The sequence below is a fragment of the Tersicoccus mangrovi genome (genome assembly GCF_036881825.1).
Lineage (GTDB): Bacteria > Actinomycetota > Actinomycetes > Actinomycetales > Micrococcaceae > Tersicoccus > Tersicoccus mangrovi.
The window spans coordinates 333,430-346,799 of sequence record NZ_JBAJMW010000005.1; the positions used below are offsets into that span (position 1 = coordinate 333,430).

The 13,370-nt window shown below is 73.3% G+C and carries 12 protein-coding genes; 6 read left to right on the forward strand and 6 right to left on the reverse strand.

What is annotated here, in order from left to right; translation table 11 throughout:
* The first annotated feature begins 51 nt into the window (after positions 1–51).
* The gene (locus V6N00_RS12085; RefSeq protein WP_334232649.1) at positions 52–846 is read left to right on the forward strand and encodes an IclR family transcriptional regulator; all 795 of its coding nucleotides are present in this window, start codon (positions 52–54) and stop codon (positions 844–846) included.
* 226 nt (positions 847–1,072) lie between these two features.
* Here V6N00_RS12085 and V6N00_RS12090 read toward each other — a convergent pair whose 3' ends face one another.
* The 3 genes from V6N00_RS12090 to V6N00_RS12100 are packed head-to-tail and all read right to left on the reverse strand — an operon-like array spanning position 1,073 to position 3,759.
* Complete coding sequence (locus V6N00_RS12090; protein WP_334232651.1) at positions 1,073–1,783, reverse strand: hypothetical protein; 711 nt, start codon at positions 1,781–1,783, stop codon at positions 1,073–1,075.
* A 60-nt stretch (positions 1,784–1,843) separates the two neighbouring features.
* On the reverse strand, positions 1,844–2,473 hold the full coding sequence (locus tag V6N00_RS12095; protein ID WP_334232653.1) for a response regulator transcription factor: 630 nt from the start codon (positions 2,471–2,473) through the stop codon (positions 1,844–1,846).
* The gene (locus tag V6N00_RS12100) at positions 2,470–3,759 is read right to left on the reverse strand and encodes a sensor histidine kinase (RefSeq protein ID WP_334232655.1); all 1,290 of its coding nucleotides are present in this window, start codon (positions 3,757–3,759) and stop codon (positions 2,470–2,472) included. The genes V6N00_RS12095 and V6N00_RS12100 overlap by 4 nt, the downstream gene beginning before the upstream one ends.
* 228 nt (positions 3,760–3,987) lie before the next feature.
* Between V6N00_RS12100 and V6N00_RS12105 the strand changes: the two genes are divergently transcribed.
* Together V6N00_RS12105 and V6N00_RS12110 are read left to right on the forward strand one after the other, a co-directional pair.
* Positions 3,988–5,064, forward strand: coding sequence for an ABC transporter permease (locus tag V6N00_RS12105; protein WP_334232657.1), 1,077 nt, complete (start codon positions 3,988–3,990; stop codon positions 5,062–5,064).
* Positions 5,061–5,774, forward strand: coding sequence for an ABC transporter ATP-binding protein (locus V6N00_RS12110; protein WP_334232659.1), 714 nt, complete (start codon positions 5,061–5,063; stop codon positions 5,772–5,774). Before V6N00_RS12105 ends, V6N00_RS12110 begins: the two co-directional genes overlap by 4 nt.
* A 35-nt stretch (positions 5,775–5,809) precedes the next feature.
* Here V6N00_RS12110 and V6N00_RS12115 read toward each other — a convergent pair whose 3' ends face one another.
* Positions 5,810–7,474, reverse strand: coding sequence for a thiamine pyrophosphate-binding protein (locus V6N00_RS12115; protein ID WP_334232661.1), 1,665 nt, complete (start codon positions 7,472–7,474; stop codon positions 5,810–5,812).
* Positions 7,464–8,492: an agmatinase gene (gene speB, locus V6N00_RS12120; protein ID WP_334232663.1), complete on the reverse strand. Its 1,029-nt coding sequence runs from the start codon at positions 8,490–8,492 to the stop codon at positions 7,464–7,466. The genes V6N00_RS12115 and speB overlap by 11 nt, the downstream gene beginning before the upstream one ends.
* A 251-nt stretch (positions 8,493–8,743) precedes the next feature.
* Between speB and V6N00_RS12125 the strand changes: the two genes are divergently transcribed.
* Complete coding sequence (locus V6N00_RS12125) at positions 8,744–10,345, forward strand: sodium:solute symporter family protein (protein WP_334232664.1); 1,602 nt, start codon at positions 8,744–8,746, stop codon at positions 10,343–10,345.
* A gap of 142 nt (positions 10,346–10,487) precedes the next feature.
* Here the strand turns inward: V6N00_RS12125 and V6N00_RS12130 are convergent, their stop codons facing one another.
* Positions 10,488–11,060 (reverse strand): helix-turn-helix domain-containing protein, encoded by a 573-nt coding sequence (locus tag V6N00_RS12130; protein WP_334232665.1) that lies wholly within the window; start codon positions 11,058–11,060, stop codon positions 10,488–10,490.
* Positions 11,061–11,223: 163 nt separating this feature from the next.
* Here V6N00_RS12130 and V6N00_RS12135 point away from each other — a divergent pair, with 163 nt between their 5' ends.
* Positions 11,224–12,363 (forward strand): VIT1/CCC1 transporter family protein, encoded by a 1,140-nt coding sequence (locus tag V6N00_RS12135; RefSeq protein WP_416385083.1) that lies wholly within the window; start codon positions 11,224–11,226, stop codon positions 12,361–12,363.
* A 363-nt stretch (positions 12,364–12,726) separates the two neighbouring features.
* On the forward strand, positions 12,727–13,368 hold the full coding sequence (locus tag V6N00_RS12140) for a GntR family transcriptional regulator (protein ID WP_334232667.1): 642 nt from the start codon (positions 12,727–12,729) through the stop codon (positions 13,366–13,368).
* Positions 13,369–13,370: the final 2 nt, after the last annotated feature.

The window sequence follows — 13,370 nt, forward strand, 5'->3', positions numbered from 1 at the left end:
TAAGCCCCTCCCACCTGCGGTTCCTGGACATGGGGACAGCAGAATGGACGGATGAGCATGGGCAGCGACGACGATCTGGGTGGCCGGGGACCCTCGGCGATCACGAATGCGGTGGCCATCCTGCGGTGCTTCACCGTGGACGAACCGAATCTCGGGGTGACGGAGATCGCCGCCCGGATCGGGGTGCACAAGAGCACCGTCTCCCGTGTGCTCGCCAATCTCGAGGCCGAGGACCTCGTCGAACGGGACGCGGCGACGCGCCGGTTCCGGCTGGGGCTCGGCATCATCGCCGTCGCCGGGCCGCTGCTGGCCCGCCTCGAGGTGCGGCAGGTGGCCTATCCCGTGCTCACCGAGCTGGCCGAGCGGACCCGCGAGACGGCGGCGCTGATGGTCTGGGACGGCCACGGCTCGGTGTCGGTCGAACAGATCCCGAGCACCCGGCTGATCAAGCACACGGCGGCGCTCGGCAGCCGGTACGCGACGACCGGCAGCGCGAGCGTCCAGGTGTTCCTCGCGGCGATGTCCGACGACGAGGTGCGGGCCCTGCTCGCGAACGGCTCGGTGACCGGGCCGCGGCACGACGATACGGCGCTCGGCGACCTCCTCGGCCTGCTGGCCGCGGTGCGGACGGACGGCTACGCCGTCAACTACGGCATGACCTCGGACGACGAGGTGGGCGTCGCCTCCGCGGTGCAGGACCACCGGGGCACCGTGGTGGCTGCCGTGCTGGTGTCCGCTCCGCGCTACCGCACGCCGCGGGAGGCCATCCCGGCCCTCGGCGCGACGTGCCGGGAGGCGGCCGACGCGGTGTCGGGGCGCCTCGGCGGCCGGCCGTGGCGGCCGTAGCGCGAGATGTCAGGCGGAGCCGTCGGGCCGCTGCAGGCCCGAGACCGGCTACGTGGCGGCGGCCGCTGCAGGCCCAGCACTGCTGACCCAGTCCCAGGACACGCCGGCCGTCCTCCGGGATATGACGCCATATCCCGGACGACTGGGGTGTGTCGCGGGACCGGGCTCGCCGTTGCCCGCTGCGTTGCCCGCTGCTCGACCCGCCGGCGCTGCGGCCGTGGCCGGGTCATGCCGCGCCGTCGGTCGGGCGGCGGGCGTCCGAGCCGGCGGGCAGACCGAGGACGACGCGGCGCTCCAGCGCCGCGACCGCCTCGACGGGCAGCACGATGATGCCCTCGAGCTCCCGCCGCACCCGGGTGTAGGCCAACTGACGCTCGTTGGCGGTCGCGGCGGGGTCGACCGCGACCCGCAGCAGCTGCCGGGCCTGGGCGAGGCGGCGCTGTTCGAGCTGGGAGTAGTGCGCGTCCCGCAGCCGCAAGGCCTCGCGTTCGGCCAGGTCGAAGGCCACCTCGTACCGGCGCACCGCCTCGCGGTACTCCCCCACGCCGTCGTCCTGCAGGAGCGCCTCGGGGCTGCCCGGCCGGAGCCCGTCCGCGGCCCGCTTGGCCCGGATGAAGTCCACGGTCAGCGGTTCGCGCACGTCGGTCATCATCGGGAAGTCGATGAGCTTGGCGACATCGAGCTCGTACGCGAGCCAGCGCCCGTTGACGGCGTCGTGGTCGGCGATCAGCTGACGGGCCGAGGCGACCTGCCGTTCCCACTGCGCGCGCTGCTCGGCGCGGGCCTCGGCCGCCGACGGGCGGTGCGGCGCCTCGGCCTGCGGCAGCCCCTGCATCCGGCGGCGGCCCCGTCGGCGCGCCGCGAAACGACCGCCGAACACCGCCCAGACCGGGAAGATGAGCCACCAGGGGAAACTCGCCCAGGTGCTGTGATCCATGCCGACCATCGTGCTACGCCGCGGCACCGGCCACCAGTGGGCGCGGCTGGCAATACGCCGTCAGCCGCGCCGCAGGTAGCCGGCCTGCCGGGCGGCAGCCACCGCGGCCGTCCGCGAGTTGACGCCCAGCTTCGGGTAGATGTGCGCGAGGTGGGACTTGACCGTCGTCTCGCTCACGTGCAGCGCCCGGGCGATCTCGGTGTTGCTGCGGCCACCGGCGACGAGGTCGAGCACCTCCAGTTCCCGGGCGCTCAGCGCGGTCGGCCGCTGCCGCATCCGGGTCAGCAACCGGGAGGCGACCGCCGGGGCGAGCGCGGTCTGCCCGACGGCGGCCGCACGGACCGCGGCGACGATCTCCGCGGGCGGCGCGTCCTTGAGCAGATACCCGGCCGCACCGGCCTCGATCGCCGAGACGATGTCGCTGTCCGTGTCGAAGTTGGTCAGCACGAGCACGGCCGGCGGCTCGGGCAGCGCGCGCAGCTCCCGCGTGGCGTCGGCGCCCTCGAAGCGGTGGTCGAACTGCAGGTCCATCAGCACGACGTCGGGAGCGAGCTCGCGGGCAGTGTCCAGCGCCGCCGCGGTGGTCCCGACGGCTGCGGCCACCGTGATGTCCGGCTCCGAGTCGAAGAGGGCCGCCAGTCCGGCGCGGATCACCGGGTGATCGTCCGCGATCAGCACGCGCAGGCTCATGACGGCACCTCCTCCGACGGGCTGTCGACGTCGAACACCGCCACCACGCTGGTTCCCTGCCCGGGTTCGCTCTCGACGACGAACTCCCCGCCGAGCGTACCCACCCGGTCCCGGACCCCGCGCAGCCCGAAGGACACGCGTTCACCGGGCTCACCGGCGGCGCCGGTGTCCGCCCCGAGGACCGCCTCCACGTCGAACCCGACCCCGTCGTCCACGACGTCGAGCACGATCTGCCCCTCCAGCGCGCTCAGGGTGATGTCGAGCCGGCTCGCGTGCGCGTGCTGGACGACGTTGGCGACGGCGTTCTGGGCGACCCGCAGCAGGCCCACCTCGACGGGCGTCGGCACCCCGCCCAGCTCGGCCAGGTCCGGCGGCAGGGTCAGCGTCACGGCGAGGCCGGTCTCCGCCCGCGTCCGCTCGGCGAGCCGCGTCAGCGCCGAGGCCACCCCACGGCCGTGCAGCGCGGCCGGCTGCAGCGCGGCGATGAACTGCCGGGTCTCGGCCAGCGCGTCCTGCGCCGCCTCCCGCGCCTGCGCCACGCGCTCGGCGCGGGCCGGCTCCGGCGCCCGGTCGGCCGCGTGCAGCAGCAGGATGATGCTCGAGAGGGACTGCGAGACGGTGTCGTGGATCTCCCGGGCGAGCCGGGCACGCTCCTCCGAAGCCCCCGCGTCCCGCTCGGCGGTGGCGAGCGCGCTCCGGGTGGCCGTCAGGTCGTCGATGAGCCGCTGGCGCTCGCGGATCTCGGCCGTCAGGGCGCGGTAGGCGTGGGCGATGACGACGGCGAGGGCCGCCCCGATCAGCGGCCCGAGCACCCCGGCGAAGCCCGCGTCCGGCCGGCGCACGGCGAACACGACGATCGCGACGACCGTGGCCGCGGCGACCGCGAGGACCCCGCGCACCCCGGGCAGCAGGTGCAGCATGACGAAGAACAGGGGGAAGACGAGGTACAGCGCCGCGTCGCTGACCACGATCAGCAGCAGCCACACGACCACCAGGGCGGCCAGCCAGATCAGCGCGGCAGCACCCGGGCGCAGGCCCCGCCGAGTACCGGACGCGAGGACGGCATCGGGTGCGGCACCCCACGCGCGCCCGATCGAGGCGCCGGTGAACCACAGCCCGAGGAAGACGACGGTCAGGCACAGCACGACGATCGCGAGCGGGAACCCGGACGCCCGGGCGTTGACCGCGACGACCGCGCACAGCACGGCGACGAGCACGTGCAGGGCGACGGTCACGGCCACGGAGACGCCCGTCAGGGACAGACCGGTGTGTGCGCGGGACGTCATCGATCGATCACGGATCCGTCCATATCGACCGAACCTACCCGCCCGGGGGCATCGCGGGCATCGTCCGAAAGGTGGAGTCGTGCCTCCTCCGAAGGGCCTCCGCGAAGCGCCCGTCCGCACGATGTCCAGGACCCCCTCCGAGCGGGAGGCTGGAAGCACCTCACCACCGCGGTGTCCGGCACGGACGCCGCACCACCCGTCCGGCACCGCCGGACCGAAAGGATCCTCATGTTCGTCGCGTGGCGCGACCTCAGAGCCGCCCGAGGACGCTTCCTGCTCATCGGCGCAGTGGTCACCCTCATCACCGTGCTCGTCACCTTCCTCAGCGGCCTGACCGGCGGCCTGGTCCAGCAGAACATCTCCGCGATCACCGCGCTGTCCGCCGACCGCGTCGTCTTCACGCCCGACGCCGACGGGAGGGCGAGCTACTCCGACTCGACCGTGACGGCCGCCCAGGCCGACACCTGGCGGAACCGGCCCGGCGTCACCGCCGTCGAGCCGCTGGGCATCTCCGCGGCCCGGGCGGCTGCCGGGGACCGGACCGAGGCGGTCGCCCTCTTCGGCGGCACCGACACCGGCCTCACCCCCGGCCACGTCGCGCTCCCCGCGCAGACCGCGCAGAAGCTCGACGTCGCCGCCGGGGACGCCGTGACCATCGCGGGCCGCTCCTTCACCGTGGCGACGGTCGGGCCCGAGCGCTGGTACTCGCACCAGCCCGTCGTCTCCCTCGCCGCCTCGGACTGGCGGGGCCTGGCCGCGGCCGGCACCGGGAACCGCCCCGGCGCGGGCGGCACGACGAATGCCCTCGGCACCGTCCTGCTCGTGCACGGCACGGGCATCGACGCGACCGCCGCCGACGCGGCCGCGGGCACCACCTCGACCACGGTGCTCGGCTCGCTGACCGCTCTGTCGACGTTCCGCTCCGAGGTGGGCTCGCTGCTGCTCATGGTGAGCCTGCTGTTCGGCATCTCCGCCCTGGTGGTCGGCGCCTTCTTCACGGTGTGGTCGATCCAGCGGCGCGGCGACGTCGCCGTCCTCACCGCGCTCGGCGCCAGCCCGCGGATGCTCGTCACCGACGCCCTCGGCCAGGCGCTGCTGGTGCTTCTCGTCAGCATCGGCCTCGGCCTCGGCATCACCGTCCTCGGCGGGATCGCCGCCGGCTCGGCCCTGCCGTTCCTGCTCAGCCCGGTCACGACCGTGCTGCCCGCCCTCGCGATGACGGTGCTCGGCCTCGCCGGCGCCGCCGTCGCCACCCGTTCCGTCACCCGAACCGACCCGCTGATCGCCCTGGGGAGTGCCCGATGATCGACCTGACCCACCTGACCCTGACCTTCCCCGACGGCGACGGCGTCGTCACCGCCGTCGACGACGTGAGCCTGACCGTCGCGGCCGGCACCGCCGCCGGGATCACCGGCCCGTCCGGCTCCGGCAAGTCGAGCCTGCTCGCCCTCGCCTCGACGCTCATCGCCCCCGACACGGGCACCGTGTCCATCGACGGCGTCGACGCGACCGGGCTCGACCTGGCTGCCCGCACCGAGCTGCGGCGCTCGCGGATCGGCCTGGTGTTCCAGCAGGCCAACCTGCTGCCGTCCCTGACCGCGGTCGAGCAGCTCCAGGTGATGAACGAGCTGACGACGTCGCGGTCCCGCCGCCCGGCCCGGGCCGCGGTCCGGACCCGGGCGATGGACCTGCTCGACGCGGTCGGCCTCGCCGAGCACGCCGGCAAGCGGCCGGCGCAGCTCTCGGGTGGTCAGCGGCAGCGGGTCAACGTGGCCCGCGCCCTGATGAACGACCCGGCCGTCCTCGTCGTCGACGAGCCGACCAGCGCCCTGGACCGCGAGCGCAGCGCCCAGATCATCGACCTCATCCTCGAGCTGACCGCCCGGTACGACACGGCGACACTGCTCGTCACGCACGAGACCCGCATCCTGCCGCGGATGGACAGCGCGTGGCAGATGGTCGACGGGCGGCTCGGCGCGATGACGCCGGCGCAACTGGCCGACGTCGCGGCCTGAGCCGGCGTCGCCGGCACGTCAGCTCGTCGGTCCCCTCAGTCGCCGTCCTCGGGCAGGTGCGTCGGGGCGAACATGCGCAGCAGCGTCTCGACCACGACGACGTTCGGGCCCTCGGCCTGCCAGGCCCGGCGCAGCGCGTCGCCCACCTGGTCCGGCGACACCCGCTCGGCGGGCACCCCGAACGCCTCCGCGAGCGCGACGAAGTCCGGGCGGGCCAGCTCGGTGGCGGTGGCCTTGCCGAACGCGTCCTGCATGTACTCGCGCAGGATGCCGTACCCGCCGTCGTCGACGATCAGCCAGGTGACGGGCGCGCGGTGCTGCACCGCGGTGGCGAGCTCGGCGATCGAGTACATCGCCGAGCCGTCGCCCGAGACGGCGAGCACGCGCCGGCCGGTGCCGATCGCCCCGCCGATGCCGGCCGGGAAGCCGTAGCCCAGGCCCCCGGCGCCCTGCGCGGAGTGGAACTGCCCGGCGCGGGCGTCCCAGCAGGACCACGCCCAGTAGGCGGCGATCGTCATGTCCCAGAAGGTCTGCGCGTCGTCCGGGACGGCGTCCCGGATCCCGGCCATGAAGCCCTGCTCGAGGTCGAGGTCCTGCGCGTCGAGCCGCTGCCCGACCGCTTCCAGGGTGCGGCGCACGGTCTCCTCGGCACGGCCGTCCGGTTGCCGGGCCGGGAGCTGGCCGGCCAGCTGCGCGAGCGCGAGCCGGGCGTCGGCCCGTACGCCCAGGGCCGGCCGGTTGGACTCGAGCACCCGCGGCTCGGCGTCGACCTGGATGAGCCGGCCCCGCGGTTCGAGCGAGAAGTAGTTGCTCGTCACCTCGCCGAGCGACGAGCCGACGACGAGCAGCACGTCGGCGTCCTCGAGCACCTCGGTGACGTGCCGGTCCTCCACCCAGGACTGCAGGGACAGCGCGTGGTCCCACGGGAAGGCGCCCTTGCCGCCCGGAGCGCACACCACGGGCGCGCGCAGCGCCTCGGCGACGGCCAGCAGCTCCGCCTCCGCGCCGGCCCGGCGCACCCCGCCACCGGCGACGATCACCGGCCGCTGCGCGTCCGTGAGCCAGTGCACGGCCTCGTCCACCAGTTCGGTGCGGGCGGGCTGTTCGAGCACCTCGGCGAGCGCGTCGTGCACGGGAGGGACGAACACCTCGTTGAGCAGCACGTCCTGCGGGATCTCGACCCACACCGGCCCGTGCGGCACGGTCAGCGCGTCGCTGAAGGCGTCCTGGATGGCCGAGGGGATGCCCGAGGCGTGGTGGACGGTGCGCTGGCTCTTGGTGACGTTCGCGGCCGAGGCCTTCTGGTCGTCGAGCTGGTGCAGCATGCCCTTGCGTCGTGCGCCGAGCCCCGCGAGCGGGATCTGACTCGCGACGACGATCATCGGCACGCCCGTCGCGTACGCCTCCTGCAGGCCCGCGAGGGAGGTCAACGCGCCGGGACCGGTCGAGAGGAACAGGACGCCGACCTCTCCGGTGGCCCGGGCGTAGCCGTCCGCGGCGAAGGCGGCGTTGTTCTCCACGCGCGAGGAGACGAAGCTCAGGTCCGATCGGCTCAGGGCGTCGAAGAGGCCGAGGGCGTGCTGGCCGGGGATGCCGAACACCGTGCGCGCGCCGAGAGCGGCGAGGGTCTCGACGACGAGGTCGCCGCCGTTGCGACGCGGCCTCGATCCGGTGGTGGTTCCGAGGGTCTCAGTCGCCATAGCTGGTGCCCGACTCCCCGTACGCCGGGCCGCCCGGGGCCGCACCGGCACCGAGGGCCATCACGCTGATCAGGTCGTAGACGACGTGCGCGGCGGCGACACCGGTCAGCTCCGCGTGGTCGTAGGGCGGGCTGACCTCGACGACGTCGGCGCCGACGAGGTTCATGCCCCGCAGGCCGCGGATGATCTCGAGCAGTTCGCGGCTGGTCATGCCGCCGGCCTCGGGGGTGCCGGTGCCGGGCGCGTGCGCCGGGTCGAGGACGTCGATGTCGACGGAGACGTACAGCGGGCGGTCGCCGACCCGCTCGCGCAGCAGGGCGACGACGGCGTCGACGCCGAGCCGGAACACGTCGGCGCTCGTGACAATGCCGAAGCCGAAGCGCGCGTCGTCGTCGAGGTCCGCCGTCCCGTACAGCGGGCCGCGGGTGCCCACGTGGCAGAGCGCATCGGTGTCGATGATGCCCTCCTCGAACGCGCGCCGGAACGGGGTGCCGTGCGTGTAGGCCGCCCCGAAGTAGGTGTCCCACGTGTCCAGGTGCGCGTCGAAGTGCAGCAGGGCCACGGGACCGTGGCGGCGCGCGTTGGCCCGCAGCAGCGGCAGGGCGACGGTGTGGTCCCCGCCGATCGTGACGACGCGGGCGCCGTCCTCCATCAGCGCGGTGACGCCCTCGTCCACCGTCTGCAGGGCGGCCTCGATGTCGAACGGGTTGACCGCGAGGTCACCGGCGTCGGCCACCTGCGTCGCGGCGAACGGCGAGACGTTCTGCGCCGGGTTGAAGGGCCGCAGCAGCCGGGAGGACTCCCGCACGTGGTTCGCGCCGAAGCGGGCCCCGGGCCGGTAGGAGACGCCCGTGTCGAAGGGGATGCCGGTGACGACGATGTCGGCGCTTCCCGTCCCGCCGGGCAGCTCGTCCAGGCGCGGCAACCGCGCGAACGTGGCGGGCCCGGCGTACCGGGGCACGAGGGCCGCGTTCACCGGCCCGACGTTGCCGTTCTCGATCACGCGTTCCGGGTTCATGGCATGCCTCCTGGACGTCCGTCGCCTCCGCCGCGGCCGGGTGAATCACCCGCAGCAGTGGACGAAGAGTTGTGTGCTGGGTAACAATCGTTGCACCAAGAGCGAATTTACACGAGCGACACGACGCGGAAACCCCCGCAGTGTCATCGTGGGGTCACCTCGATCGTGGTCGCATCCTCGCACCCTCCGACCCCCTCGACCCCCGCACGATCCCTCGGGCCGTCGTCCGGCCCCCGTCCTCCGGAGCCTTCATGAACATCGCCATCGTCGTCCTCTACCTGATCGCCATGCTGGCGTTCGGGTTCTGGGGCCGCCGCCGCACCCGCACCAGCTCGGACTTCCTCGTCGCCGGCCGGCGCCTGGGCCCCTTCCTCTACACCGGCACCATGGCCGCCGTCGTCCTCGGCGGCGCCTCGACCGTCGGCGGCGTGGGCCTGGGCTACAAGTACGGCATCTCGGGCATGTGGCTCGTCGTCGCCATCGGCACCGGCGTCATCCTGCTCAGCCTGCTGTTCGCCCCCGCGATCCAGCGGCTGCGCGTCTACACCGTCTCCCAGATGCTCGAGCTGCGCTACGGCTCCCGCGTCGCCACGCAGACGTCCTCGATCGTCATGCTCGCCTACACCGTGATGCTCTGCGCCACGTCCACGAGCGCCTACGCCACGATCTTCGTCGTGCTGTTCGGCTGGGACCGCTGGCTCGCGATCGCCGTCGGCGGCGTCGTCGTGCTGATCTACTCGACGATCGGCGGCATGTGGTCGATCACCCTGGCCGACCAGGTGCAGTTCGTCATCAAGACCATCGGCGTCTTCTTCCTCATGCTGCCGTTCGCTCTCAACGCCGCGGGCGGGTTCAGTGGGATGTCGGCCCGCCTCGAGGCGTCCTTCTTCTCCTGGGACGGCGCGGGCGTGCAATGGATCATCACCCAGTTCGTCGTCTACACGTTCGGCCTGCTCATCGGCCAGGACATCTGGCAGCGCGTCTTCACCGCCCGCACCCCGGTCGTCGCCCGCTGGGGCGGCACGACCGCCGGCATCTACTGCGTGCTCTACGGCGTCGCCGGCGCTCTGATCGGCATGGCCGCCAAGGTCGCGCTCGGGCCGATCAAGGTCCGTGACGACGTGTACGCCGAGGTCGCGCAGAACATCCTGCCCATCGGCATCGGCGGCATCGTGCTCGCCGCGGCCGTCGCCGCGATGATGTCCACCGCGTCCGGCGCCCTCATCGCCGCCGCGACGGTGGCCCGAACCGACGTCGTCCCGTTCGTGGCCAGCTGGTTCGGCAAGCGCGTCGAGGTGGACGCGACGGCGGACCCGGAGCACGACGTGCGCGGCAACCGGATGTGGATACTCGTGATCGGGGTGGTCGTCATCACGATCTCGTGCCTGCTGTCGCTCGGTGAGAGCACGACGGGCGTCGTGGTCGCCCTGCTGACCATCGCCTACGACATCCTCGTCGGCGGCCTGCTCGTCGCGATCCTCGGCGGCCTCGTGTTCCGCCGCGGCACCGGCACGGGTGCGGCCGTCTCGATGGTCGTCGGCACCGTGGTCACGCTCGGCACCATGACGATCCTCGAGATCAACGCCGCGGTGCCGCTGGACGGCGTCTACGCGAACGAGCCGATCTACTACGGCCTGATCGCCTCGGCGGTCAGCTACGTCGTGGTGTCCCTGCTCAGCCGGGCGACGGCGGCACCGGTGCTCGCGGCATGGGACGAGCGCCGCGCGGGCCGCGGCTTCTTCGACGCCGCGGCGGATCCGCGCACCGCGACGCTGCGGACGACGGCGCCGGCCGGGTCGGACACCGTCGCCGGCTCCTCCTCGGTCGACGCCGCGGACCGGCCGACGCACTGACGTCCGGCACCCGCACGATCACGACCCCTCACGATCAGGACCCCGCCGGGTCCGCGGCCGTTCTCCGGCCACGGACCCGGCGGGGTCCGTCGTTGCGAAAGGTCTCCCGCCGTCAGGAGGCGGCGGCTCAGGTGGCGGCGGCTCAGGTGGCGGCAGGGACCAGGGTGAAGGTGACGACGGCCTCGGCCGGGTCCGGGTTGTACCAGCTGTGCGGTTCCCGGCCCGGGAAGGAATAGGTGTCGCCCTCGTCGAGCTCCACCTGCCGGTCCGTCAGCACGAGCACGAGCCGCCCGCGGACGACGTGGATGACGTCGAGGTCGCAGTCCACCGCGTAGAGCTCCGCCTCGCCGCGGCCGTGCCCGACGATGGTCGCGTGCAGGATCTGCACCCTCCGTTCGGCGCGGTCGGTCAGCAGCCGCTCGGCGATGCCCTCACCGCCCAGCGAGATGCGCGGCGCGTCGGCGAGCCGCACGTGATGGGTCCGCGGCGTCGTGAAGAGGTCGCCGACGGGGATGGAGAGCACCTGGCAGACGGTGACCAGGGAGCTGACGCTGGGCGAGGTCAGGTCGCGCTCGACCCGGCTGAGGAACCCCTTCGTCAGGCCCGTCGCCGCGGCGACCTCCTCGATGGTGAGTCGCTGCCGCTGCCGCACCGCCCGCAACCGTGCCCCGATCAGCACGGGTGCGCTGCTCGGCGCCACCGGCAGTTTCTTCATCTCATCGATCCCTTCGACGCACCCGTCGGCGTGACGGATCCCGGCTCGTCCCGGGAATGGCCTCAAGGTACACGCCGGGCGCGGAAGCACCCAGCTGCCCCACCGGCCATGACGTCGCCCACAGACCCGACCGCCGCCGCCGGAGCCCGCGTAGAATTCTGCGGTGCCGAACCGAGCCTCCCACCCGTCCGACCACGTCTCCCGCAGCGACCGTCTCCCCACCGCCGGGGCGACCGCGCAGGACGTGCGGCGGTGGCGCCGCTACCTCGCCGAGGAGCGTGCCGAGGGGGCGCTCTACCGCGACCTCGCGGCGCGCCGGCAGGGTGAGGAGCGGGACATCCTCCTCGGCCTGTCCACCGCCGAACAACGGCACGCCGACCACTGGGCCGGATTGCTGGGCGACCGGGCAGGACGCACGGTGCGGCCCTCGCTGCGGTCCCGGCTGCTCGGCTTCCTGGCCCGCCACCTCGGGTTGGTCTTCGTCCTCGCCCTCGTCCAGAACGCCGAGGCCCGCTCCCCCTACGAGTCGGACAAGCACGCGACGGACACGATGGCCGCGGACGAGAAGGTGCACGGCGAGGTGGTCCGGGCGCTCGCGACCCGCGGCCGCGCCAAGCTCTCCGGCTCGTTCCGGGCCGCCGTCTTCGGGATGAACGACGGGCTCGTCTCCAACCTCGCCCTCATCATGGGCATCGGGGCCACCGGCGTCGAGAACGGCGTCGTGCTCGCCACCGGTGTCGCGGGCCTGCTCGCCGGCGCGCTGTCCATGGCCGCGGGCGAGTACGTCTCCGTCAAGTCCCAGCGCGAACTGCTCCTGGCCTCCCGGCCCACCCAGGTCACCCTCGAGGCCGCCCCCTACCTCGACATCGACGCCAACGAGCTCGAGCTCGTCTACCGGGCGCGCGGGATGAGCGCCGAGGACGCCCAGCACCGGGCGGCCGAGCGGCTCGGGGCCCACGCCTGCGACTGCGACCCGTCGCGGTCCGCCCATCCGGCCCACCTGCCGACCGAGGACCTGCAGGCCCTGGGCTCGGCCTGGTCGGCGGCCACGTCGTCGTTCTTCCTCTTCGCCACGGGCGCCCTCATCCCGATCCTGCCCTACCTGATCGGCCTGACCGGCCTCGCCGCCCTCGTCAGCGCGGCCGTCCTCGTCGGCCTCGCCCTGCTGGTCACCGGCAGCATCACGGGCCTGCTCTCGGGCGCCTCCCCGCTGCTGCGCGGCCTGCGCCAGCTGGCCATCGGCTACGGGGCGGCCCTGGTCACGTACGTGCTCGGCCTGCTCTTCGGCGCCGCCGGCATCTGACGCCTCGTTCGCTCGGGGGATCGTGCTGTGGATCGCCGAGTGGACGGACGATGTGCCGTCACCGGCCCCGCGAACGCATCTACCGCCCACTCGACGTGACCGTGACGCCGAGTGGACGGACGATGTTCCGTCACCGGCCCCGCGAACGCATCTACCGCCCACTCGACGCGACCGTGACGCCGAGTGGACGGACGACGTGCCGTCACCGGCCCCGCAAGCGCATCTGCCGTCCACTCGACGCAGTGCGCATCCGTGCGAACACATCGGCGTTCCGCGGGGCCGACAGACATATCAGCGTACGGTGGACTTCTGTACCACTGTCACCACCTGTCTGCACCACTCACTGCGTCCACGGAGGTCCGGATGTCCCCCTCACCGGCCGGCTCCATGGCCGAGCACGCGTACCACGAGCTGCGCGCCCGCATCATCGACCTGCGCCTGCCGCCCGGCACCGCGCTGGACGAGGACCGGCTGCGCGGTGAGCTGGGCGTCGGCCGCACCCCCATGCGGGAGGCGGTCAAACGGCTCGAGGCCGAACGGATGGTCCAGGTCTACCCGCGGCGCGGGACCATCGTCTCCGAGGTGTCCCTGCTGGACCTGCGCGCCATCTCGGACGCCCGCCGCGTCATGGAGGCCTTCGCCGCTCGCACCGCCGCGGACCGGCTGGGCGAGGCGGACCGCGCCCGGATCGTCGACCTGCTGGACCGCGTCTCGGCGGCCGCGGACGTGCCGACCGCGCAGGCGCTCGCGTTCGACCGGGAGGTGCACCAGGTGATCTGGGCCGTGATGCGCAATTCCTACCTCGAGGACACGCTCAGCCACTACTTCGACGTCGCGCTGCGGCTGTGGAACTACGTGCTGGACCGCATCCCGTCCATGACGGCGAACGTGTCCGAGCACGCGGACCTGCTGCGGGCCATCCTCGACGCCGACGCCGAGGCGGCCGGCCGCCTCGCCGAACAGCACGTCACCCACTTCGAGACCGTGGTCCGCACGTCGCTCTGAGC